This window comes from Vibrio cionasavignyae (assembly GCF_050337155.1).
Lineage (GTDB): Bacteria > Pseudomonadota > Gammaproteobacteria > Enterobacterales > Vibrionaceae > Vibrio > Vibrio nomapromontoriensis.
Window position 1 is genome coordinate 251,146 of sequence record NZ_JAKJSR010000010.1, and the last position, 23,421, is coordinate 274,566.

The 23,421-nt window shown below is 45.0% G+C and carries 27 protein-coding genes and 3 tRNA genes; 7 read left to right on the plus strand and 23 right to left on the minus strand.

Going from position 1 to position 23,421, the window contains the following annotated elements; genetic code table 11:
• Positions 1-44: 44 nt before the first annotated feature.
• A complete protein-coding gene (locus L4D74_RS04350) occupies positions 45-1,157 on the plus strand; it encodes an OmpP1/FadL family transporter (protein WP_428750912.1) in 1,113 nt (370 codons plus the stop codon).
• 642 nt (positions 1,158-1,799) lie between these two features.
• Here the strand turns inward: L4D74_RS04350 and flgA are convergent.
• From flgA to L4D74_RS04445, 19 genes are all read right to left on the minus strand, one after another.
• Complete coding sequence (gene flgA, locus L4D74_RS04355) at positions 1,800-2,522, minus strand: flagellar basal body P-ring formation chaperone FlgA (RefSeq protein WP_428750913.1); 723 nt, start codon at positions 2,520-2,522, stop codon at positions 1,800-1,802.
• On the minus strand, positions 2,515-2,886 hold the full coding sequence (locus L4D74_RS04360; protein ID WP_428750914.1) for a hypothetical protein: 372 nt from the start codon (positions 2,884-2,886) through the stop codon (positions 2,515-2,517). The genes flgA and L4D74_RS04360 overlap by 8 nt, the downstream gene beginning before the upstream one ends.
• A gap of 37 nt (positions 2,887-2,923) precedes the next feature.
• A complete protein-coding gene (locus L4D74_RS04365; protein ID WP_428750915.1) occupies positions 2,924-3,211 on the minus strand; it encodes a flagellar biosynthesis anti-sigma factor FlgM in 288 nt (95 codons plus the stop codon).
• 58 nt (positions 3,212-3,269) lie between these two features.
• Positions 3,270-4,277 carry a hypothetical protein gene (locus L4D74_RS04370; RefSeq protein WP_428751168.1) on the minus strand — a complete coding sequence of 336 codons (1,008 nt, stop codon included), beginning with the start codon at positions 4,275-4,277 and terminating at the stop codon, positions 3,270-3,272.
• 12 nt (positions 4,278-4,289) lie between these two features.
• Complete coding sequence (locus L4D74_RS04375) at positions 4,290-5,294, minus strand: FliG C-terminal domain-containing protein (RefSeq protein WP_428750916.1); 1,005 nt, start codon at positions 5,292-5,294, stop codon at positions 4,290-4,292.
• Between the two features lie 11 nt (positions 5,295-5,305).
• Positions 5,306-6,982 (minus strand): flagellar basal-body MS-ring/collar protein FliF, encoded by a 1,677-nt coding sequence (gene fliF, locus L4D74_RS04380; protein WP_428750917.1) that lies wholly within the window; start codon positions 6,980-6,982, stop codon positions 5,306-5,308.
• Between the two features lie 15 nt (positions 6,983-6,997).
• On the minus strand, positions 6,998-7,384 hold the full coding sequence (gene fliE, locus L4D74_RS04385) for a flagellar hook-basal body complex protein FliE (RefSeq protein WP_428750918.1): 387 nt from the start codon (positions 7,382-7,384) through the stop codon (positions 6,998-7,000).
• A gap of 75 nt (positions 7,385-7,459) precedes the next feature.
• A complete protein-coding gene (locus tag L4D74_RS04390; protein ID WP_428750919.1) occupies positions 7,460-8,338 on the minus strand; it encodes an OmpA family protein in 879 nt (292 codons plus the stop codon).
• A gap of 28 nt (positions 8,339-8,366) precedes the next feature.
• Positions 8,367-9,254: a flagellar hook-associated protein FlgL gene (flgL, locus tag L4D74_RS04395; RefSeq protein ID WP_428750920.1), complete on the minus strand. Its 888-nt coding sequence runs from the start codon at positions 9,252-9,254 to the stop codon at positions 8,367-8,369.
• Positions 9,255-9,260: 6 nt separating this feature from the next.
• The gene (flgK, locus tag L4D74_RS04400; RefSeq protein WP_428750921.1) at positions 9,261-10,643 is read right to left on the minus strand and encodes a flagellar hook-associated protein FlgK; all 1,383 of its coding nucleotides are present in this window, start codon (positions 10,641-10,643) and stop codon (positions 9,261-9,263) included.
• On the minus strand, positions 10,643-11,320 hold the full coding sequence (locus L4D74_RS04405) for a rod-binding protein (protein WP_428750922.1): 678 nt from the start codon (positions 11,318-11,320) through the stop codon (positions 10,643-10,645). The genes flgK and L4D74_RS04405 overlap by 1 nt, the downstream gene beginning before the upstream one ends.
• Positions 11,320-12,501, minus strand: coding sequence for a flagellar basal body P-ring protein FlgI (locus tag L4D74_RS04410; protein ID WP_428750923.1), 1,182 nt, complete (start codon positions 12,499-12,501; stop codon positions 11,320-11,322). Before L4D74_RS04410 ends, L4D74_RS04405 begins: the two co-directional genes overlap by 1 nt.
• Complete coding sequence (gene flgH, locus L4D74_RS04415) at positions 12,501-13,163, minus strand: flagellar basal body L-ring protein FlgH (RefSeq protein ID WP_428751169.1); 663 nt, start codon at positions 13,161-13,163, stop codon at positions 12,501-12,503. The genes L4D74_RS04410 and flgH overlap by 1 nt, the downstream gene beginning before the upstream one ends.
• 139 nt (positions 13,164-13,302) lie before the next feature.
• Positions 13,303-14,088 (minus strand): flagellar basal-body rod protein FlgG, encoded by a 786-nt coding sequence (gene flgG, locus L4D74_RS04420; protein WP_428750924.1) that lies wholly within the window; start codon positions 14,086-14,088, stop codon positions 13,303-13,305.
• Between the two features lie 11 nt (positions 14,089-14,099).
• The gene (locus L4D74_RS04425) at positions 14,100-14,834 is read right to left on the minus strand and encodes a flagellar basal body rod protein FlgF (protein WP_428750925.1); all 735 of its coding nucleotides are present in this window, start codon (positions 14,832-14,834) and stop codon (positions 14,100-14,102) included.
• A gap of 3 nt (positions 14,835-14,837) precedes the next feature.
• Positions 14,838-16,070, minus strand: a complete 1,233-nt coding sequence (gene flgE / locus L4D74_RS04430) for a flagellar hook protein FlgE (protein WP_428750926.1) — start codon at positions 16,068-16,070, stop codon at positions 14,838-14,840.
• 184 nt (positions 16,071-16,254) lie between these two features.
• Positions 16,255-16,920, minus strand: a complete 666-nt coding sequence (locus L4D74_RS04435; RefSeq protein ID WP_428750927.1) for a flagellar hook capping FlgD N-terminal domain-containing protein — start codon at positions 16,918-16,920, stop codon at positions 16,255-16,257.
• Positions 16,921-16,969: 49 nt separating this feature from the next.
• Positions 16,970-17,398, minus strand: a complete 429-nt coding sequence (gene flgC / locus L4D74_RS04440) for a flagellar basal body rod protein FlgC (protein WP_428750928.1) — start codon at positions 17,396-17,398, stop codon at positions 16,970-16,972.
• Positions 17,399-17,484: 86 nt separating this feature from the next.
• Complete coding sequence (locus L4D74_RS04445; RefSeq protein WP_428750929.1) at positions 17,485-17,832, minus strand: flagellar basal body protein; 348 nt, start codon at positions 17,830-17,832, stop codon at positions 17,485-17,487.
• 178 nt (positions 17,833-18,010) lie between these two features.
• Here L4D74_RS04445 and L4D74_RS04450 point away from each other — a divergent pair, with 178 nt between their 5' ends.
• From L4D74_RS04450 to flhB, 6 genes are read left to right on the plus strand one after another with little or no spacing between them, the layout of a single operon-like run.
• Entirely contained in the window at positions 18,011-18,778 is a 768-nt protein-coding gene (locus tag L4D74_RS04450; protein ID WP_428750930.1) for a FliM/FliN family flagellar motor switch protein, read from the plus strand.
• 46 nt (positions 18,779-18,824) lie between these two features.
• Positions 18,825-19,175 (plus strand): FliM/FliN family flagellar motor switch protein, encoded by a 351-nt coding sequence (locus tag L4D74_RS04455; RefSeq protein ID WP_428750931.1) that lies wholly within the window; start codon positions 18,825-18,827, stop codon positions 19,173-19,175.
• 18 nt (positions 19,176-19,193) lie between these two features.
• The gene (gene fliP / locus L4D74_RS04460; RefSeq protein ID WP_428750932.1) at positions 19,194-19,940 is read left to right on the plus strand and encodes a flagellar type III secretion system pore protein FliP; all 747 of its coding nucleotides are present in this window, start codon (positions 19,194-19,196) and stop codon (positions 19,938-19,940) included.
• Entirely contained in the window at positions 19,937-20,206 is a 270-nt protein-coding gene (gene fliQ, locus L4D74_RS04465) for a flagellar biosynthesis protein FliQ (RefSeq protein WP_428750933.1), read from the plus strand. The genes fliP and fliQ overlap by 4 nt, the downstream gene beginning before the upstream one ends.
• Before the next feature lie 4 nt (positions 20,207-20,210).
• Complete coding sequence (gene fliR, locus L4D74_RS04470; protein WP_428750934.1) at positions 20,211-20,990, plus strand: flagellar biosynthetic protein FliR; 780 nt, start codon at positions 20,211-20,213, stop codon at positions 20,988-20,990.
• Positions 20,983-22,146 carry a flagellar biosynthesis protein FlhB gene (gene flhB, locus L4D74_RS04475; RefSeq protein ID WP_428750935.1) on the plus strand — a complete coding sequence of 388 codons (1,164 nt, stop codon included), beginning with the start codon at positions 20,983-20,985 and terminating at the stop codon, positions 22,144-22,146. Before fliR ends, flhB begins: the two co-directional genes overlap by 8 nt.
• A gap of 23 nt (positions 22,147-22,169) precedes the next feature.
• Here flhB and L4D74_RS04480 read toward each other — a convergent pair.
• The 4 genes from L4D74_RS04480 to L4D74_RS04495 form a co-directional block, all read right to left on the minus strand.
• Positions 22,170-22,246: transfer RNA gene (locus L4D74_RS04480), tRNA-Val, on the minus strand.
• A gap of 49 nt (positions 22,247-22,295) precedes the next feature.
• Positions 22,296-22,372: transfer RNA gene (locus tag L4D74_RS04485), tRNA-Val, on the minus strand.
• 49 nt (positions 22,373-22,421) lie between these two features.
• Positions 22,422-22,498: transfer RNA gene (locus L4D74_RS04490), tRNA-Val, on the minus strand.
• Between the two features lie 158 nt (positions 22,499-22,656).
• The gene (locus L4D74_RS04495; protein WP_428750936.1) at positions 22,657-23,325 is read right to left on the minus strand and encodes a DUF2726 domain-containing protein; all 669 of its coding nucleotides are present in this window, start codon (positions 23,323-23,325) and stop codon (positions 22,657-22,659) included.
• Positions 23,326-23,421 lie beyond the last annotated feature (96 nt).

Below are 23,421 nucleotides of genomic sequence, written 5' to 3' on the forward strand. Positions count from 1 at the left end.
GCTTTGCCGTCACAATATTATCCACTTAACGTGAGACTATAATCTTGAACGTTCATCTAACTACGCTTTCCTTGTGCATTGCAGGGATAGCAGGCTCTTTCGCGCACGCGGGAGGACTCAATCTATCTCAAATCGCCACAACAGAAAGTGTTGGCACAGCCGGTGTTGGCAATGTCACCTCAAACGACGCGTCCGCTGTCATCACCAATGCCGCTAATCTTTCTGAGATCAGTGAAAGCGCCTGGATACTTGGTCTTCAGTACCTAGATGTCGAGTCCAACTTTGTTCGAAGTGATAACGGCTCGTCAACAACGGGCAGCAGCTCAGACATACTCCCCCATATCTCTTACGCAACCCGAGTAAATGATAAATGGGTTGGCGGCGTTGCACTCCACGCAGCCGGAGGCGTGGGCGTAAAATACTCTCAAGGCGTGGGCGCGAATCCCGCCCAGTTGATTAACGAGAACAGTATTGCAGCGCTGAACCTCACCTCGTCTTTGTCTTATCAACTGGGCGACAATCTATCATTGGGTGGGTCGCTGACATTGCAGCGCGCCGCACTTGAAGTCCGAGGATTGAATGGCCTTGAAGTGAAAGGGGACAGTGTTGATCTCGGATTCGCGTTGAGCCTCAGTCATAACATCAGTGAAGACACTCAATTGGGTGTCAATTATCAAGGTCAGTTTGACCACGATTTTTCCATCGAGAAGATGAATAGTTTTGGGCTAAATACCGAACTCACCTGGGTTGAAACTCTGAGCCTAGGGTTGCGTCACGCGCTTAATGAAGACGTCAATGTGCTGCTTAGCGCGAATATGGAAGCGTGGCAGGATTACGATGACAAGTATTCGGCCACCTACTCTTTTGGCGTTGGCTTAGAGTATGCGTATGAAAGTTGGCTGTTTTACAGTGGTGTAAGTGGCGATACAAGCCCTGTTGATAGCCAAAATAGAGACGTTCTATTGCCACTCGATCAGCAATGGCGTATTGGGTTTGGTGCAGAACGCAAGATATCCCAAGATCTACAGTTAGGTCTGAGTTATCAATTCCAGCATCTTGGCGACGGTGAGATCAATGCCGATTCCGGACTGTTCCAGCCAAATGGTCACTATTCGACCAATAGGGTTCACTTCATAACTCTTTCACTTCGTTACTAACTATAGTATCAAACTTTAAACTCTCCATGGGGCACTTCTGAGTTACGAAGCACCAACTGTGAACGTGTCGATACAACCTCATTTATCAGCTCGTGCCCATCCTAAAATATCAATTAGACCGTCATCTTCGTGAAAACGAAGATCTTCTTAAGCACGTAGATAACTGAAAATGCGAGAGTAAATCATATAAAGTAGGTTTACGCCTCGCTATATGAGATTCCCTTTGTCAAGGGAATGACGAATGTATTGGGGTGGATGCGAGATACGAAAAGGGCAAAAGTTTGTTAGCCGATCCGGTGACTCAGTTCACTTCTGGTGATAAACGATTTACTCCCTATTTCCTATGATGCCAAACATCACCGTTATCCTCACCAAAGTGAGGATCTTCTATAGTGTGTGATTCGCTGGGTGTTGTTGGTAGATTGCTACCTACGTAGGCGCACGGCTACTGGCGTGACTGTATTTGGATTTGAGTACTGACGGCCAGTAACACCGAAGAAGAAAATTAGGCAAGCCCGCGCAGACAAATCTCTAAACCAACCAATTGAGGCTGACTTCTCATAGTGAGTCATATTGGACACGTGAAAACAAAAACGGTATTTCGCGCCACCTAAATACCCACGATAAAAGCAAGACTATCCATTAATACACTTGTACAACATGACTATCTATTACAACAGCACGAAGCCTTTTACCTGATTGGTTATTTTTTACCGCAACGGTGTCGCCAATTAATCCGCTTTCTAGCGCGGTGCCTTGCGTTTGTAAACTGAAGGTTTTTGAGCGATACACCACATTAACGGGTAAGCCCTTCTCTACATCGTAATCTAGATAAAAGCGTGACGTGGTCAGCAGCTCACCTTGACTCAGCGAACGTTTAACTTTGCTACCCACCAGTTGATTCGGTTCAAAGAAAACTTTTTGGTCTTTGGATAATGTCACGGACTGAAACGTCACATCTTCACGTGATAAGCGCTCGCCTTTCTTTATCGCGCGCGTCGTGATAGCGGCCTGCACGGTAATCCTGCTTGTTGTCGTTGCGGCGGTTGTCCATCCTTCACTAGGACAGTGAATAGACCATTTTTGAGTGCCGAGCTTGATTTCACTTTTAGTCGAGACCTGTTCTACGCCAGAGCATGAGGGAAGTTTATTTAGCGCTTTTGAGAAGCGCTGCTTTACCTCAAGTTGGTATTGTTGAGGGTAACGGTATCTCATTGTTTGTTCTATCTGGTTTTCAATAGCAATAGACAACCGATCTTGTCGACTAAGTGGCTGTTGCTTAATATCGTTGGCAAACACCGTACCTAAGCTAAACACCCAAATAACAACGGCTAACGGTAGTAACACCCCATCAAACCTAAACATTGATCCTTAACTTATGTTTCGCCAGCGCTTCTTCCATAACTTGATGCTGCATAACCATCACACTGCCTTGTCTAGCAAGTTTTTCCTTACACACCATGACGGACGCCTCGATTTTCTCATCCATGGCGCAAATTTTCTGTTTAAGTCGCCCTTTTAGCTTAGTCTGCATAACTTTTGCATATTGCCGATCTTGGCAACCGAGTTTTTTCGCCATTGCAAATCGGGCAAGGTCCACTTCCGCCAGTTGGTGTGACAATGAAATGATTTTTTGATTAAGTGACTCCAAACGCTGGTATTCCCCCTTCAAAACAGCATGTTTAACTTCATCTAAGCTGTCTGACAATTGCCGTGCATATCGCAGCATTCTCTGTCCATAATCGATGTAGCTAACCATTATCCTCTTATTTGCCATGATCAATTCTCACCAATACTTTTGCGAGTTCATCCATATCGAACACTAATTCCCCAGAGGCAATCTGCGCTTTAATTGACTCAACTCTGCTCGTATCAATGTCTGCTGCCCCATCAAATAACAGTTTAGCGTTATCCATTAAGTCAACTTCATGTTGGGATAGATTAATCGACTTAACGGGCGACTTTTTATCGGTTTCTGCCTTTTTGTTTTGAATAACATCAACCTGTGACTGCGGCACAATATGTTTAATGTTATCTACCTTAATTTGGCTCATCGTATAGCCCTCACTTCACCCACTCATCTAACTATAACGGCAATTTTGGCAGCCTGTTTCATATTTTCTTCAACAATTTAATGACATTATCTCGAGTAGGTCCGGTAAAGCCTCGTTGTATCGACGTAAGGGATAACTCTGGGTTGGCTTTTAAATGTTCCCTAAAACTGCCGACCTGTTGTAATTCTGGGTGAGTACAAAATGCAATCAACTGATTCGCTTTCTCTTTTTTGTTTTTTAACACTTTGGATAGTGCCCGGTACATCATGTTCACTCGTTCAATCAACCGATTAACTTGCTCTATCGCCCCCTCTTCGTTAATAGGTAAACGTGTGATGTGATCAAGTAATGGAAATAGTGGCTCTACATTCACGGCTACAGGTGGGCCTTCGGCGTACCTCCCCCCTTGTCCTGAAACGTAAACTTGGCCATCCCACTGACGCCAGTGCTGATCTCGGATCCCTACCACAAACTCTTGCTGCGAATTAATTCTTAACTGTAGATGCGCATAAGCAAACATTAACTTAAATTGCTCGACTAATACGTCTCTATCTTCTGTTCTTTCAAACGCCAAAGCGACAAGGCGATTATTGATATACAAAGACACCACTTCATCACGGAAGCGCTCGCGATTAAGATCTAAACCAGGAATCGTGAACTCAATGATCGGATGATCATTTTGAATAGGCGCGAAGGACACATCGACCACGTGCTGATCGAATAAGCGCTTTTTACTCCAAAAGATGAGCTTCTTTTTAATGGCATCGATTTGATTGGCTTGCTGCGGGGTATAGTGAGGTAATTCTGCAATTTGGCGAAGTTTTAGTAGCTCACTGGCGACGGTACGTAGCACTTCCCCCGCCATTAATAACCGACTGTACATTTTATGCGAATCAGACACCTCAGCAATGAGCTTAGGTCGCTCTTGCAGATTCATCGTCAACATTTGCTGTTTTAACAGATTGGCGGACGACGGGCGTGTTTGCAGCTTATCTGGCTTTTTGATCTTGCCTGTCGATGTCGCGTTGACTTTGTTTCTATTGTTCGGGATACCGGTCAGTTTCATCACAATACCCTCCTAGGTCAACCTTGGCTCATTAGCGAAATTGAGTTTGATAATGTCTTCGCTTTGTAGCTGCTTAACGATATCAATAATGTCTTTTCTCGCTTGTTCCACTTGGCTCACTGGTACCGCCCCAATACGAACGAGGTTTTCTTTAAGCTCTGTCGATACTCGTAATGGCATAGAATTGATGATGTATAGACGGCAATCTTTGTTTGTCCCTTTGAGCGCATACGCCCAGAGCTCTAAACTGACACGTTCATTAATGAGGTTGATGGTTTCCAAATCTTGATTAAATAAGGTGAAAAAGTCGAACATTGCCTCTTCCACCAGCTCTGCGGTTTCTTCATCTTGGTCATGTAAAAATTGAAACAAATTACTTTTATTACCTGAATAACGATTAATCAGGTTTGCGACCACTTTCGAACCTTGCAAACTGGAGGACCCTCCACTGTGATAATTGATTTTGCATCGATCAATTAAGTCTTTAAGGGTTTCCATTAATCCGGAGGTCAGAACCTGAGTTTTTGAAATTTGCAAAATAAGCTCGTGACACTGCGCTTCACTGTATTGTTCCATCACTTTTGAGCTGTACTCTAAAGGGAGATGAGCAATCAGTAATGCTTGCAGATTAATGTGCTCTTTTTGCAAGTCATTCACCAGTAAATCTGCTGGAATCCATGCTAACTTTTCTGCATGCGAGCGTATTTCATCACCATAGATTTCGGATACTAAATCTCGAGCTAAATTACCATTCAGTGTTTTTTCTAGTACGTTAGTGATGTAGTTTCTTGTCCCGCCGAGAATCCCGGAGTGTTTACGGAAATCATCAAAAAAACCCGTCAGAGACACGAGAGCATCCTTCGCTTTAATATCCTTCATCTTACTCATAGCGTGAGTGATCTGTTTGATTTCTTCGTGTGTAAAACCTTTTAGCACATCTGCGCCAATGTCTTCGCCCATCGTCAGCATCAACATTGCGACGCCATCTACTGACTGGTAAGTCTGTTTACCGTCCATGGTATATCCTTCTATGCTTGAATCCAGGTGCGTAATATTTCAGCCACTCGATTGGGGTCTTCTTTCGCGATTAACTTAAGGTGTTTAATTTGTACCTCTAGTGGGCTATCCGCTGATGGAAGGTTATCATCCAGCGCCTTAATTCCTGTGGCATCAATGCCTAAGGCTTCCAGTTTTGACTGCAGTGCGACTTCTGCAACTCGCTCTTCCTTGGTAATAACATCACTTTCGTAGTCTACATTTTCAGCGAGTTGATCCTCTCGCTCGGCAGATTTAGTTAAATACTGTGCCAACGGCTTTAACACCACCATGATCATGAGGCCACTCAACATCACACCTAATAAATACTTGATAGGCTGCATAATATTGGTGTTTTCAAACCAAGGTATTTTCAATGCATCGGGCACGGCAGCGACCACAAAAGGGAAATGAGTAATGTGGATGACGTCGCCACGCTCCACCTCAAAGCCAATAGCGGAGCGGACAATATTTTCAATATTAGTGAGCTCATCATCGGTCCAGGTTTGTTCACCATTGGCCATATCATTCACTACTACCGATACCGATAGTTTTTTTAATACGCCTTGTTGGTGTTGGGTATGTCTGATTTTGCCACTCACCGCATAATCTCTGGAGGTTTCACTGCGATTTACTTTGGCGTTGGGATCAGGCTGTGCCTCTCCATCAGTGACTGGCGGCGTGTTACTTAATGCGCCCGGAATGCCAAGTGCCATTGAGGATTCATTCACGTCATTCAACAACGTTTCTTTGCGAACCACAGGATCAGCGTAGATCTCTTCCGTTTCTTCAACCTTTGAGAAATCAATATCACTGGCAATTTGAACGCGAAAATTACTCGCTCCTAAAATGGGTGTGAGCATATCGGTTGCCTGAGCCACCAAGGTGCGTTCTACGTTGCGTTTATAGTCGGTCTGCTTGCCTGTTGTCACGGTAATGTCACCCACGGTGGCATCGTTAGAAAGTAAACGACCGTGCTGATCAATCACTCTGACGTGTTCCGATTTCAGACCAATCACCGCTCCAGACACTAGGTTAATCACTGACTCTACTTGGGCGGGTTTTAAGTCCATGCCATTAATGATGTGCACAATGACCGATGCTCTTGGCTGCTCTGCCTCTTCACGCATGAATAGGCTTTCTTTGGGTATCGCCAGATGCACTCTGGCTAAACTCACTGCGCTCATAGTGGAAATACTGCGGGCTAACTCACCTTCTAAGGCATGACGATAGCGGGCACTTTCCATGAACTGACTCTCGCCAAGACTTTTTGAATTATCGAGAGATTCAAAACCACTAGGAAGTTGCTCCTTTAAACCTTTCGACGCTAAAACCATGCGTATTTTTGCAACATCACGCTCTGGCACCAATATCTGACCATCATCCTGACTTAGCTGGTATTTAATCGACTCTTCATCAAGCATTTGCAACACTTGGCTAGAGTCATAGTTTGCCGATTGGCTATAGAGCGGACGAAATCTTTCCGCTGACGTCCAAAGCATAATGACAATAATCGCGGCAGTAATGGTCGCAAAGATGGTAATAATAATGACATTACGTTGAGAGCTTTTCCAAAATCCAGCCACCCATCCCGAGATGTTACCAAGCTGTGCTTTTGCGGCCCCCATCTCGTTGGTCAATGCAGGCTTACTATCCAGTTCTGCTGCCATTGCCGTTCCCCTTAACTAAATTGGCATTTTTATGATGTCTTCAAAATTTGACACCATTTTATTTCGCACTTGCATGAGTGCATTAAAAGAGAGCTGAGCTTTCTGCGCTGCAACAGTGGCACCGATAAGATCATCACTTTTTCCAAGATCAACCGCGGTGACTTTTTCCGATGCATGAGATTGGTATTGATTAACGGTATCTAACACCCCTTTCAATGCCTGACCGAACTCCAGGGATCCTTGCGAAATAGGGGTAACTTCTGAAAGTGATTGTCTAGACACACCATGAACAAAAGATGATGAAATGGGCTGATTAGACAACGGGTTGGTCGCAACTTGCTGCCGGACTTCCATTTTTCCGACTAACTGTTGCTGTAACTCCATCACACTGATTTTGTCCATAGCTCCTTCTCCTGTTACTGATGCATCGGCTTATTGTTATGCGGCCTACTCTATGTTCTCTATTTGTCTTCGAGACTATTTGCGTACTAAACGAATTTCCACTCGTCGATTTTTCTCTCGCCCTTCTTGTGTTGCGTTATCATATTTGGGGTATCGATCGCCATGCCCGCGGATCTCTAACATGGTTTTTGATACGCCATTTTCGACAAACCACTGTGCGACGTCCGAGCCATTTTGTTTCGCTACCTGCAAGTTGCTGACCGAGTCTCCTGTGTTGTCGGTATAACCGTCAATGAGCACCTTAACGATAGCTTTGTCTTTTTTTATTAATGTACTGATGTCATCTATCACGTCTTTTTGTTGCTCTGTCAGCGTCATCGCCCCCTCTTCAAACTGCAATTCAACACGTCGAGCATGCTGAAAGTTCACCGCTGGTAACTCGCGCTGGCACTGATTAAAGGCTTGCAACGCTGGTTTAAAATTGGTGGTGGGGAAATAGACATCAAAATCCATCGCATTAATGTTAAACCAGGCTCCGCGTGTCATATCTTCGAGCATATAAGCCGCACCATGAGAGGCTATTAAGGTGCTGCCTTTTACCTCCACGTCTTCAATGGTTGTCGTGGCATAAGCGGTTGTGTTTGCCCATATCGGCTTAGTGGTATTAAATGAGGTCGAAGCCGGGAGCGCTTGACCGCTTTGCCGCTCTACTCTAATCTGAAGTGGCTGAGCGGCAATCACCACAAACTGCACGTCAAACCCTGTATGTGGATCGCTTACCTGTAAAACGCAGCGATCAACGTCTTGTCCATCACGCCATTGAACACTGTCAAACGGAACAATATATCGCTGTGCAAATAGCTGAGCTGAAAACCCAATAAGTAACAGGGCTAGCCCTAGTGTTTGGCTAGTCACCATCAAATTATTACTGTTTATTTCACCCGCTCTGCGCATCCTTCGCCCCATGTAAAATCAAATCAAATCAAATCAAATCAAATAATGAGATACCAGCAATCTGAATAAAGGTTTTTTGCGTCGCCTCTAGGGCGATCATGCTTTGATTCAGCTCTACCGATGCTTGGGCATAATCCAATGCCTCTAATTCTGTCTTTACTGTTTCAGCAAAAAACACCATATCGATACTGGTTTCCTTTAACCTGTCCAATGAGTTGTATTGGCTGCCTATGTCAGTCAGCGTCAATAACACGCTTTGATGCAACGATTGATTACTATCAATGGCGCTTTTAATAGTGGAAATAAACGTCGCCGACGGCACTTCTAATTCCGCAATGGCATTGTCTAAATCGGTAAAGATGGCGCTACTGCCAATCACATCACTAACGGTAATATTATTCGCCACGTATTGGTCGTCCCCGACTTTAGTCTCTCTATAATCACCATTCGAGTTCATGGTATAAGGAGGTACGATGTCGATGGATGGGTTTGAAATATCAGTGCCGGAAAACAAAAAGCTACCGTCGTTTGACTGATTCAACGTCGTTAACATTTCACTCTTAAGTGACTTGAGCTCAAGCACGATCCCGGCTCGGCTATGCTGGTCTAGCGTGCCATTTATCCCTTGCAATAACAGCTCGTTGACCTGTTGAGATAGCTCTTCCAGTGTATCCACATTGGTTTCATAACGAGTCAACTGCGATTGGACATTATCAATATTTCGTTGGTACTGCTGATTGTCCGACATGGTCTTTTTAAGCCCTTCGAGTCGCACTGACGCGATAGGATCATCGGACAAATGGTTGAGTTTTTTACCCGTAGACATTTGCTCAAACACTTTATTGAGCCTAATGTTGTTGTCCATTAGTGAACGCTGCATCACCGCATTAAACTGAGAATCTGTCACTCGCATCATAAGCTCCTAAAATGCCTGCAGCAGAGTTTGAAACATCTGATTAGCAGTACTGATGACTTTCATGTTGGCTTCATAGGCATTGAGATAAAGCATCATATTCGCGGCTTCTTCATCAGAATTAACCGCACTAAGACTGTCGCGTACCACTTGCGCATCCTCCAGGCTGATCTGTGCAGCGCTCGCTTCACTTTCTGCTTGTCGAGTAAATATTCCTATTTGTCCCAACAAACCCGAATAAGCGGTATAAGGGGTTTGTCCGACAACTGAACCATTGATTAACGTCGTTTGCGACAACTGAGATAGCGACTTCAGGGTGTCGCCATTGCCGGCGACGGAGGGATCCGATGAAAAAGCAAGATGTTGTGCCGACAGTGTTGAATCAATGGCCAACGATGCCGCTTCGCTTCCGCCTGTATAGGTAAATAGATCTCGCCCCACTGAGCCATTAAGATCAAACCCGGCATTAAGAACAGAATTAACACCACCAGCAAAGCCTAGCGCTAAGTCGTTGAGCGTGGCTTTAATCGGTTCAAATTGCGATTGCTTCAGGCGCTCCATGGCGCCAAGCTCTCCACCTAAAGAAGCGTCCACCGAGGAGGTCATAGATTGGAAAGACAGAGTCAAATCTGTGCTATATGGATCCCCATTAGATAAATCCCTTGCTAATGACCCAGAAAAACCGCCAATCACCAAAGGTTGACCATTAGGGGTGGAGACTTCAACGCCACCTGACTCCATATAAATCACTTGAATATCAACCGACGTTGCCAATTCATTTAAGTGCTTATCCATGGCATCTTGCAAACCCGCAACGTTTTTTCCAAGTAAGGCATCTTCTTGCAGTTTTTGGTTTAGCTTCGCAATGCTCTCTAACTGGCTGTTTACATCCATTATCACGGCGCTATAGCGTTCAGACTGTGCGGCTTCTTGCTGATTTAGCTGTGAATAGATGGAATTAAATTGCTGCGTCAAAGCGTCTGCGTTAGTCAACACCTGCTGACGAAACGCCAAGCTTTCCGGAGCGACACTAGCTTCATCAATGGCAGCAAAAAATTGGTTCAATCCTTGAGTTAAGCTAAGTCCATCTGCCCCTAACAGGTTTTCTAAACTCGATAATCCACTGTAGTAGGTCTGAGTGTACTGGGCAGACTCGGTTGCTTCTCTTAATCGATTAGTGGTGGACTGTTCAGCGATTCGTAGAATGCCATTCACTTCTACTCCCGCCCCCAAGTTCATTCCGTTGACGAAATTACCAGAGGACGTGGCATCAAAATTGACAATCTGACGACTGTAGCCAGGCGTGTTCACATTGGCTGTATTTTGCGCAGTGGTATTAAGGGCAACACGATTTGCCAACACACCACTCAAACCTATATTCACCAATCCCATTATTCTTGCTCCTTAGCGAGTGTCATCTCATTTACACTCATAAACTGCGATGTCTTTTGTTGAGTATTGGATACCTGAACGCCTAAATCTGGCACCTGAGCCGACAACTGCTTATAAATCATTTCTGCTAAACCGAAAGAAGATTGTTGACTGATTTGCTGTGCCAGTTGTGCATCTCGCATTTCTTGAAACATGCCTGCTGATTTAATTGAAAGAGGGTTGTCATCGTCACTAAGCACTTCACTTGCGGCGCGCATTCTTTTCAGCATTTGCTGCAAGAACAGCGCTTCAAATTGTTGTGCGGCAGCAATCAGCCCCTGCTGTGAATTGTCATGTTTCAACTGTGCGAGAGAGACGTTATCAAGATAAAGATGCGAAGGTGCCGATGAGTGTGGCAACGGAGATGGATTATGTAATTGTGGATAGCTAAATGGTTCAGCACGCTGGGCGCTGCTTTGAAAAGCGTCTTGCGTCGCCAATCCGATGGGGTTTTGTTTCACGACCGTTGACGTAGCGATATTCTGCTTAACTATCTTCTGCGCGACACTAGAGTTTAACAACGGCACGCCCTCAAGCTTTTGCTGATCTGAGTTCGTGTCAGAAGCTGTTTTAGCGACGACAAAACGCTCTACTATCGAGTACTTTGCTATGCTTGTCAGCGCCGTTGAATCAATCATTAGATCACCACCAAGTCCCCATTTATCGCGCCAACTTCGTCTAGCGCTTGTAATATTTGCATGAGTGCTTCTGGAGACGCACCGATATTGTTAATGGCATCAACGATCTCTTGTAAATTCGTTCCCCTTGGCCACACCATCGTCGTCGCATCTTCTTCATCGATGCTAATCTGGCTATTTTGAACCACGGCGGTTTCCCCTGCGGTGTTGAAGGCCCCTCCGGGCTGAGACACTGATTCTGACTCCAATATCGTCACGGTAATGCCACCTTGGCTTACCGCCGCCTCAGATACCGTGACGTTCTGACTAATGACGACCGTACCCGTTCGTGAATTAAAGACGACCTTAGGTAACTTTCGTCCTTCATCCACTTCAAGTGCCTGAATCATGGCCACAAACATCACTCTATCTTCACTATCTTGTGGCGCAGACACTTCCACTTGCCCTTTATTGATGGCTTTAGCGACCTGACCTCCGAAGGTTTGGTTAATCACCTTGGATATATTCAGCGCCGTTTCATAATTGGGTTGTTTTAATTGCAAACGAATCGTGGGATCGCTATCAAAGCCTGAGGTAATTTCTCTTTCAAGCGTCGCGCCATTTGGAATTCGCCCCACTGTTGGTGTGTTTCGGGTGACACTTGTGCCATTTTCTCCAGTGGCATTAAAGCCTCCCACCACCAAGCTACCCTGTGCGACGGCATAGACCTCGCCATCAATACCGCGCAATGGCGTAAGTAATAATGTGCCACCTCGAAGGCTCTTAGCATCACCTAACGATGACGCGGTCACCGTCAACGTTTGACCCGCTCCCATATGAGGCTCAACAGAAGCGGTAACACTCACTGCCGCCACATTTTTCAACTTAGGGTTGGTCGCATCATCGAGCTGGACGCCAAACTGCTTGATCATATTCACCACCGATTGCTGAGTAAATTTGACTTGAGACTTATCTCCCGACCCATCAAGCCCAACCACTAACCCATAGCCAATTAACTGGTTTTGTCTATCGCCATACACCACTGATATCTCATCGATAGGTCGAGCCCCATAAGCCGTTAGCGGCAACAGGCACAGCACCAGAGCCACCAAGCCAAGACCATTGGTTAAACAAACACGGGTGAGTAGGCGGGCATCAACGCTCTTACCAAAGCACAAATGACGTGTACATATGGCTTCCATTAAAACGGCATCCAAGGTGAAGTGAAAAATTGAGTGAGCCAACCTGCAGTGTTACTGTCAGCAAACGTCCCTCGACCTGCATAGGTAATGCGCGCATCAGCTATTCGTTGTGAAGATAGGGTATTATTGGCTTGAATATCATCGACACGAACGTTCCCAGTAAGACGAATATACTCGTCGCCTTGGTTTAATTTCAGCCACTTCTCTCCCCGTACTCTAAGTACACCGTTTGGTAATACATCGTAGACGGTTACGGTAATAGAACCCGTTAGCCTGTTACCCTGTGACGTTGCAGCCGCGCCATCAAAATCGCGACTGGCATCTAACGCCACCGTCCCTTCGTCGTAGACGGTTGTTCCTAGTGTTGGAGCCGTGACAGTAACATTTGAGTCCTTGCCAAATTGTGTAGAAGCACTTTTGTCTGATTCGGTCTTTTCATCTAAAACGACTGTCAATATGTCACCGACTCGATAAGCTCGACGGTCTTGAAATAGCGTCATGGCAGTTGTACCAGTATAAAGACTGCCTTTGCTCACTCGCGTCACGTTATAGTCAAGCTTAGGTGGTGCATACGCTTCGTCATTAGGTGAAGGTGGAATAAAGTCATCCGATCGCCCAGCACAACCACTTAGCCCTAGTACCATCAGAGCCAAAATAGCCATCAACAATATCGTGCCGGCCTTTCTTTTCAAGGCGACGCATTGCTCTGCCTCCAAGTGAGCAAGAACACTACTTACATTGACAACTTGCGTCTGTCGCATCGTAATCATCCCTAATCGTACCTTCACCTTGTTGATCTATTTACGATTGCTGCGCGATGTATTGCAGCATTTCATCGGCGGCACTGACCATTTTTGCGCTCATTTCATACGCTCTTTGCGTCGCTATCATATCCACCATCTCCTCAACAACTTGAACATTGGAGCCTTCGAGCGCCCCCTGCTTGAGCTGTCCTGATCCTTCAGTCCCAGCGACTAGTTCTACCGCTTCACCCGAGCCTTCTGTTTCTAAAAATAAATTGCCTCCTTGCGCGGAAAGACCGGCTGGGTTCATAAATTTCACAATGGTAATTTGCCCTAAAGCCTCTTGATTAACTTGCCCTGGAATCGTTGCCGTTGCGACGCCATCTGCGGTAATACTGACTAATGTGGCTTCTGGTGGAATAATGATTTCAGGGATCAGCGGATAGCCTTGCGTATTGACCAACTGACCGTCTGAATTAGCGTGAAATTGCCCATTTCGGGTGTAAAGTAACTCTCCATCCGAGTTTTCAATTTGGAAAAAGCCATCACCCAAAATGGCAAGGTCAAACTGCTGATTTGTATTTTGAATGCTACCTTGCGTGAAGACCTTTTCTGTTCCGACAACACGTACCCCGTTACCTAATTGCACCCCGGTTGGGTGTTCATTGAGTTCGCTGGTTTCCGTTCCTGCTTGTTTGTCGACGCTATAAAATAGGTCTTCAAACACAACTCTGTCTCGCTTAAAACCAACCGTATTGATGTTCGCTAAATTGTTGGAAATAGCCGTCATTTTTGCATCTTGAGCCGCCATCCCTGTTTTAGATATCCATAATGCGCTGTGCATATCGACCTTCCTTAAGCCTTAAGTAACTGATTACCAATTTGGGCAATTTCATCCGCTGATGCCATAACTTCTATCTGCATTTCATACTGTCTGGTTAATGACATAATGCTGACCAACTCTTCCAAACTTGACACGTTGCTCGCTTCCAAATAACCAGAGCGCACAAGAACGGTAAAGTCTTCACCCAGCTCTTCACCATTTTTGGCAACAAAGTGACCACTAGCATGCATCGTCATATCGGCAGTATCTGGCTTCACCATTTTTAATGAACCCACTTCCAATGACGCCTCTCCGCCAATAGGCGTGACAGATACCAACCCATTTGCGCTCACACTGACAAACTCAAAATCAGGAAAGATCATCGGTCCATCAGTAGACATCACCCGTCGTTCACCAAGGTATAATTGCCCTGCACCATCCAAACGAAAGTTACCCGCTCGTGTATACAGCTCATTAGGCTCACCTTCTAGCCCTTGCAGAGCAAAGAATCCCTCTCCATTAATCGCGACATCCAGTGGTCGCTCAGTGCGAATGTCTTCGCCCTGAGCAAAATTATTAATGGCTGAATTACTGCGAGATGTGACTGAAGTTAAAAAGCCCGACCCCTCCAACTTCATTGGGGTCGAATGCTCCATCAAGGCTTTAAAACCAATGGTGTCGGCATGGGACAAATTGTTGGCTCGGACATGCTGAGCCAACATGGTTCGTTCGGCCCCTTTGGCGGCACTAAATAAAATGGGGTTCATAATCTACACCACATTAAAAAGTGCTTGGGTGAGCTGATCAGACGTTGATATCGATTTAGTGTTCGCTTGATAGTTACGCTGCGCTGTCATTAACGCCACTAACTCTGAAGTAAGGTCAACATTTGAGCCCTCTAGCGCCCCTGACGTTAAGTCACCGAACACACCACTGCCTGCGGTTCCCAATACCGGAGTCCCAGAACTAAAGCTTTGTAGCCAAGCAGTATCACTGGTCTTAATGAGATTTTGAGGAGACGCAAAGTTGGCAAGCACCACTTGGCCCTGCAACTGAGATTGCCCGTTGGTGTAAGTTGCAAAAATACGACCGTCGTTTTCCATTCGCACACTGGCATAATCACCCGAGGTGTAACCATTGGGGCTATTCTTGGATACGACGAAATCACTGCCATATTGCGTGACCGATGACAAATCCACATTAACCGTCACGCTGTTGGCACCATTCGCTGGGTTGAATGTAATCGGATACACTGTGGTGCCGGTGGCATCGATGGTACCATCGGCGTTAAACGAAAACGTTGCATTATCGGTTGCCGTTGGAGCCCCTGCAGCTACTAAGTTATCAGTACCATCAATGGCTTGGCCATCAACTAATACGTGCACCTGCCAGTCATTGGCAGCCGTTTTCACAAAGTACTGGCTCATGGTGTGAGGATTACCTAAGGAGTCATAAACGGGCGTCGTATAAGAATGGTTGTAAGTCGACGAATCGCTATAGTCAAATGCCAATACTGGCGCAGCCTCCCTAGCATCTAGATTAGCAACAAACTCAACGCTATCCGATTCCTTAGCTTGTAAGGACGCGGTACTAATTTGAACCGTGCCCACTGAGCCAAGCAATAAATTATTGTTGGCGTCAACGGAGTAACCTTGTAATGAGCCACCGTTATTGGCGGTAATCATGCCATCGGCATTCATGTTGAATATACCAGAGCGCGTATACAAGGTTTGTCCTTTGCTGTCTTCCAGAACAAAGAAACCGTTACCTGACAGTGCCATATCTAACGAGCGTCCGGTACCAGTCACCGTGCCACTTTTTTCAAAGTTCTGCGACACGCCGACCACTTCTACGCCGCCCGCTTCACTCCCACTATAAACAGAAGCAAATTCTGTTCGTGATTCTTTAAACCCCGTGGTTGATACGTTGGCAATATTATTGGATATACTATTTAGCTCTGAGTTCGAGGCATTTAGCCCACTCAATGCAATACTAAAACTCATTGTGCCTTCCTCTTCATCTTAAAAGAGGCTATCTCCAACTAGACATCATCTATGTGGAGAACGACAGCCATCACCTTACTTACAAAAATTGGTCAAAGACCAAACCTAAAAATGTACTAATTTACTCAGTTACCGAACGGGCGGTCTACTAAATGACTCATTACTGAATAACTAACCTACCGTCTTACTGTGCAAAGGCCGCCACGTCATAAAAAGCGACTTGCCCGACTCCCGTCACATCTATCTGACTCGTTCCCCCTACCAATGGTGTGGTAACTTCTTGAACCTTTCCTTGTTGGTAAATGGCGGGTTGATATTCCTGTCCCTGATCCAATTGCACTCGCATCTGATACACACCATTTAACCCCAGTTCACTGGCATCAAAGGCATAGTCAACCCGACCGGCTTGGTTGGCGCCTAATGGCAACGCTTTAACATTGCCTACAGCATCAATCAGCTGAATCGTTACATTGTTCGAGGAAAGGGTGAGATCCAAATACCCCTGATGGCTGCTGCTCGATGAAGCGATAAGTTGGTCACTTTTAACCGTCACCGTTTTGTCCACTAAAGCAGCGGTGCTCAGCACCTGCAAATTATCCAGCATCGTCGTATTCGCTTGCATCAGCTGTACCAAATTCTCAGAGCTTTCCACTTGAGAAAACTGTGCCAGTTGCGCCACATATTCCGTCCCGTCTGTGGGATTGAGTGGATCTTGGTTTTCGATCTGAGCCACCATTAAGGTTATAAATTCATTCTTCAGCGCCCCTGCGCTATTCGGATTACTTTGCGGTGGCGATGTTGATGCCGACTCGATAGAGGTTGCCTGCGCCGCGCCATTAATGGTTGTCATCTGCCATTCCTTGGTTATTTTCAGGGTCTCAAGTTAAGGTCTCAGGCGACTAGTTACGCCACAAGCCCATTAACGATTGTTGCATTGACTTCACGTTCCCTAGCACTTCAACGCTCGCTTCAAAAGATCGCGTAGCAGAAATCATGTCAGCCATCTCATTCACTACGTTGATTCCAGAGTAATAGACGTAGCCTTCTGGATTGGATAATGGATTATTTGGTTCATAGCGCCCTTCCATCATGGAGGACACTTCTACCACATCGGCTATTCTAATGGGCACAACACCATGACGATGAGACTCTTGCGCATCGAACTGGTTGTAAATCGCTGAAAATATGGGTTTTAGAGGTTTATATACCTTGGCAGGATCGCCAGAGACCGAATCTGCATTCGCTAGATTACTTGAGATGGTATTAAGCCTAACGGTCTGTGCGCTCATTGCCGAGCCAGCCGTTTCATAGATCCCTAGAAAAGACATGGTTTCCCTACCTTAGTCGTTCAACATAATCGTCGCTTTTACTGAGCACTTCGAGAACCAATCGCCGCCTGTACATGAGTCGATTGCTATTGCCCTTTAATCGCTGACTTCAAGCCATTAATCTTTGATTGCAAAAATGCCAAGCTTTGGTGATAGTCCATCACATTTTTTGCAAACCGCGCTTGTTCTGTTTCCAACTCAACGGTATTCCCATCTCTGGTCCGTTGAACCGGTATTCGATATTGCATGCTGCTATCCGTAGCCCATGCTTTCGTCGATCCAATTCCACTTAAAACGGCGTTAAACGTAAGATCCATTGCTTTGTAGTTTGGGGTATCTACATTGGCGATGTTTGAACTTAACACCGCTGCTCGGTCCAATCGAAACTGCACCATTTCAGGATGCACACCCAATGCTTTGTCTAAGTGAATCATATCCTAGCCTTCTTGAGCCAACTGCACACAATATGCACATTGACCCTTATCGTTATTAGCACTAATCCTCAATTCCTAATCAAACCACGTTGAAATGAGGTTGCTATAACCTATAGTTAGGAATAATCGACGTGTCAAACTTGAGACCACGTCAAAAAACAAAGAAAACGGACTTGACATGAAGAAAATATCACTAACCGAATTTGGTAACCCAAATTTAAAAATGCGCAAGTTTCTGCTTAAACATACGAGTCATTTTTCTAATGAACTCGTGGATGTTTTTAAATTTAATTTCTCTGGGAAACACGTACGCACGCACTTTTCCTCCGCCTCCTCCGCCCCTAAAAACGATATTCAAACCGTCTTACACATCGAAGAATTTGGCCATATTTTTTTCTTTACTGCGCCCGAAACTATCGACCTATTGCTTCATCAACACCTAAATAATCACGCTCCTCAAAACACTCAAAAAAATAAAAAGGTGTCACCCATTCTCACTCAAACTCATCATCGATTGTTCCAAAAACTTGCCATGGCAATTACTAACATTCTTACCGCCGATGCTGGGCATTATGCGGTGGAGCATACTGACCATCATCCTTCTGATATTGGTGTCACTCTGACCTTTAATTTTGACGGATATGAGGCGGTCATTACCATCATGATTGATAGTAAATACGTCAAAAAACTTCGTTCTCTACTTAACAACGACGAAAGCTTCGATAGTGAGGAAATATTAAATACATTACGTTATCAACCCGTGGAGTTAGGGTGCGTACTTATGCAGGGTCAATGCTCAATGCATGAGGTATCGCACCTCAAACCTGGTCATTTTATTCCGCTAACGCTGTGCAAAACCTTACAGGTTAAGGTAAATGGGCAGCCTACTTTTATTGGGAAAATACAAGCTGTTGACTCTGAATTGGGAGTAATCATTGATGGCTAACAGTAACACGCACGAGGCTAATAATAACACGCACGAGGGTAATACTATGTCTACTGATGATTTAGACCTGCATGATGAACTTCCCGATTTAGGCGACTTAGATCTTGATGATCTCGAAGACAATGAGCCAGATACTTCGTCTTATCAAAGTATTAATAACGTCACACTGCTTAAGAGCATTCCTGTCGATATTACTGTTGAAGTCGCGAGGAAAACGTTGATTCTCGATGAGCTACTTACCCTAAAGTCTGGTGATGTCATTATGCTAGAGAAGCACGAAGGCGAGCCTGTCGATATAAAAATTAACGGCACGGCATTTGGTACCGGGGAAATTGTCGCCAAAAACGGCCAGTACGGTGTCAGGCTGCTTAGTATCACGAAAAAACCAACTCAGTAGAAACAGGTAGCCTCAAGGATGACGATACTCATATATTTTGTCGCGGGCGCATCGTTCGTCCTAATGCCGAATGTTGTACAAGCAGAGGCGCTGACTATTCTTACCGAATCTCAAACTTCCGAAGGTAATGAATACAGCGTCAAGTTGCAAATCTTAATCCTAATGACGATGTTAAGCTTTGTTCCTGCATTCGTCATCATGTGCACCAGCTTTACCCGTATCGTCATCGTTCTTGCAATACTTCGACAAGCATTGGGCTTACAGCAAACGCCTCCCAATCAAGTGCTGGTCGGAATTGCCCTTATTTTTACCTTACTGATCATGCGGCCTGTCTGGACCTCTATCTACGATAAAGCTTACCTCCCTTACGCTCAGGACGAAATCACGCTAGAACAGTCTATTGCGATTGCAGAGGTCCCATTACGTCGGTATATGTTGGATCAAACTCAGCGTAAGGCGTTGGAGCAAGTGACGAAAATTGCTGGCGAGTCATCGCTCGCCACTGACGAGGAGATCCCCTTTCTCATTTTGTTGCCCGCCTATTTGCTTAGTGAACTCAAAGTCGCCTTTCAGATCGGCTTTATGCTGTTTTTGCCATTTTTAGTCATAGACTTAGTCGTGGCTTCTGTACTGATGTCCATGGGGATGATGATGCTATCACCGCTCATTGTCTCACTCCCTTTTAAACTGCTGATTTTTGTAGTGGTGGATGGCTGGGGGCTATTGATGGGTAGCCTAGCAAGCAGCTTTTGGATCAGCACATGAGCCCAGAGCAAGCCGTCACACTCGTTAGTCAGGCGATATGGGTCATCATCTTGATTGTCTCTGTGCTGATTTTGCCAAGTTTAATTGTTGGTTTAGTTGTTGCTATTTTCCAAGCGGTGACACAAGTCAACGAGCAAACATTAAGTTTTCTACCACGACTGTTGGTGACCTTACTCTCCATCATTCTGGCTGGACACTGGCTCATCCAAGAAATCAGTGACCTTTTCATATTCGTATTTAACGCTATTCCAAGTGAAATTGGCTAATACTATGACAGTGACGTTTACCGACATAACTCAATGGCTCGGTATATTATGGTGGCCGTTTGTTCGGTTAACAGGGCTGTTTATTATCGCGCCATTTTTTGGTGATAAAGTCATTCCGGTACGAGTCAAGGTCCTATTTGCCTTTGTCTTTTCCTTATTACTGGCCCCGCTTATTGATCACGTACCGGCATTTAATCCATTCTCAATCGACACCATTATCTTCACCCTATACCAACTCGTCTTCGGCTTTTTAATTGGGTTCGCTGTGATGATATTTTTCACTATCTTTTCTGTGGCAGGACAAGCCATTTCAATGCAAATGGGGCTCGCGATGGCAGTGATGAATGACCCGGCCAATGGCGTGAGCATAGCGATTATTGGTCGAATTATGTTTATTACCGCCATGTTGCTTTTTCTATCTTTAGACGCGCATCTTGTCGTGCTGTACGTCTTTAAACAAAGTTTCCACTTTTGGCCATTGGACTCTATTTTTCCATTCAACAGCATAGAATACGTCCTTCAAATGGTGTCATGGATGTTCGCCACTGGGTTGCTTGTTGCCGTTCCTGCGATTGTCGTGATGCTACTCAGTAATATTACCTTTGGTCTAATGAACAAAGCAGCACCGGCACTCAACGTTTTTGCTTTGGGGTTCCCAATGACAATGTTACTTGGGCTCTTTGCACTGATGGCTTCGTTAACAGGGATTGGTGACCATTACTTCGATCTGGTCATTGAACTCAATGATCATTTGCTTTACATACTAAGGCTACCCAATGGCTGACAATCAAGACTCTGGCGATAAAAGTGAACAGCCCAGTCATCATAAACTCAGCAAGGCCCGTAATGAAGGGCAAATACCACGTGCTAAGGAGTTCGTATCATCCGTCACACTGATCTGTGTCGTGGGTTACTATATTGCGAGTATAGAGACCATAAAACAGACGTTTGTCGAGCTATTCTTAGCATGCTTCCAGTTTGGTTTTAATGATATCCGCCAACCCATCTCTGCCATTGAGCTACTCGGAAGCGCTATATTTGGCATGATTATGCTCTTTTTCCCCTTGTTAATTTATCAAGTTATCGCTGCGGTAATTGGCTCTACATTGCTTGGTGGATGGGTTTTTAGCCCTAGCTTATTGATACCGAAGTTTGAAAAAATCAGTCCAATTAAAGGGCTAAAACGCATATTTTCTACCCAATCCCTCGTTGAACTGGCAAAAAACATCGTCAAGGTCACGCTATTCTTTACCCTATTGTACTGGGTCATTTCTCACTACATTTCTGTGATTACCAACTTGATTGGATCGCACTTTGATACGGTTGTGCTTACCATCTCTGCCATCACAATAGAGTACTTAGGCTATCTACTTTTTCTCGTGTTGCTATTTGGCTTGTTAGATTTCCCCTACCAACGCCATGAGTTTACCAAGCAAATGAAAATGACCAAGCAGGAAGTGAAGGATGAGCATAAGGAGCAAGAAGGAAGACCTGAAGTCAAAGCGCGTATTCGACAAATTCAAATACAAAACGCGAAAAGAAACGCCAATGAAAGAGTGCCTAAGGCTAACGTCATCTTAGTCAACCCCACGCATTATGCCGTCGCGATAATCTATGACCTATCGCAGGCAGAAGCACCCTTCGTCGTTGCAAAAGGTAGAGATGATGTTGCTATTTATATCAAGGAGTTAGCCACGAGACATCATGTAGAAGTGATACAAAGTGCTGAACTGACGCGCGCAATTTATCGCACCACACAAATAGACCAAATGGTACCGAACCAATTATTTGTCGCCGTCGCGCACATCCTGACTTATGTCAACCAACTCAAGCAATGGCGGCAAGGGAAAAGAAGCAAGCCAGAACGACTACCCGCTTTTTATGTCCCGAAAGAATGGTCAGAGTTCAACGACTCTTCAGATACAAAAAAGCCCACATAAAGTGGGCTTTTTTGTATTAAATTTGGTGCCCGCTACTGGACTCGAACCAGTGACACCTTGCATGTCATGCAAGTACTCTAACCAACTGAGCTAAGCGGGCATATTTTATTTTCAGTTAACAGCTCACCTAAAAGATAAACTTTAGGATATGGTGCCCGCTACTGGACTCGAACCAGTGACACCTTGCATGTCATGCAAGTACTCTAACCAACTGAGCTAAGCGGGCATATTTTATATTCGGTTAACGGCTTACCTAAAAGGTAAACTTAAGGATTTGGTGCCCGCTACTGGACTCGAACCAGTGACACCTTGCATGTCATGCAAGTACTCTAACCAACTGAGCTAAGCGGGCGTTATTCCTTAGAACGAGGAAGATATTAACGAGAGACATTGGGCTGTGCAAGCACATTTTTGTATTTTTGATGTTGTTTGGCGCTTATATCACCAGTTCGCTTTGTTTTTGTGCTTTTGTACCTGAAAATTCAACTATTTCCGCTTTCTTAACAGTGCCTACTGGCGCTCCGGCTCGTCTTCAAACACGACATTGTAATTTTCCGTGTACTGGCATAATGGTTGGCGACTACAGGTAAAGAATCGACGCCCTTTGAAATTGCCTTGCGTGGCGGTTTTGATGTTCATAGGGCTGCCACAACGCTTACAAAACCGAACTTCTTTCTCTGGCTCGATAAGATCTATATGCGCGCCAATAAGGCGACGTAGTTTACTCACCTGGTAGCTCATCTTAACACTTGCACCAATCAACGGCAGTTCTGCCGATTTGCAGACCTGCATGATCAATTTTTGACGTTCTATTTTTCCTTGGTGTAACTTTTGGCCATCATCATATTCGATGACAACTCGTGGTTGCAGTGTCCGCGGATCACAAATAACAAAGTCGAAATAGCTTTTTGCTATCACATTGTTGGCAATGTACCACTGCTTTTTATTGGTAGTTTGGGTCGGAGTAACCACATTGGAAAGATTAACCTTAGTGAGTATTAATCCATGCTCGCCTACTGCTTCTCTTAAGGCATTATAAAACGCTGTTTGAGGCGCCGATAAAATTGGCCCCTTCGCTTTATAACGATAGGTTTTGGTATCTTCTTGTTTAACAAAAAATTTAAGCGCAATGAAAAACAAGCCGACAAGCATTGCGAGAACGAGAAATATTTCAAACATGAATTGTGATTACCTTTGTAGCCAACGATGACTTTAAGACCATTAACGAGAGTATGCGTAATGCGAGTTTTATGCAATATTTGTCGAGTTTACTGA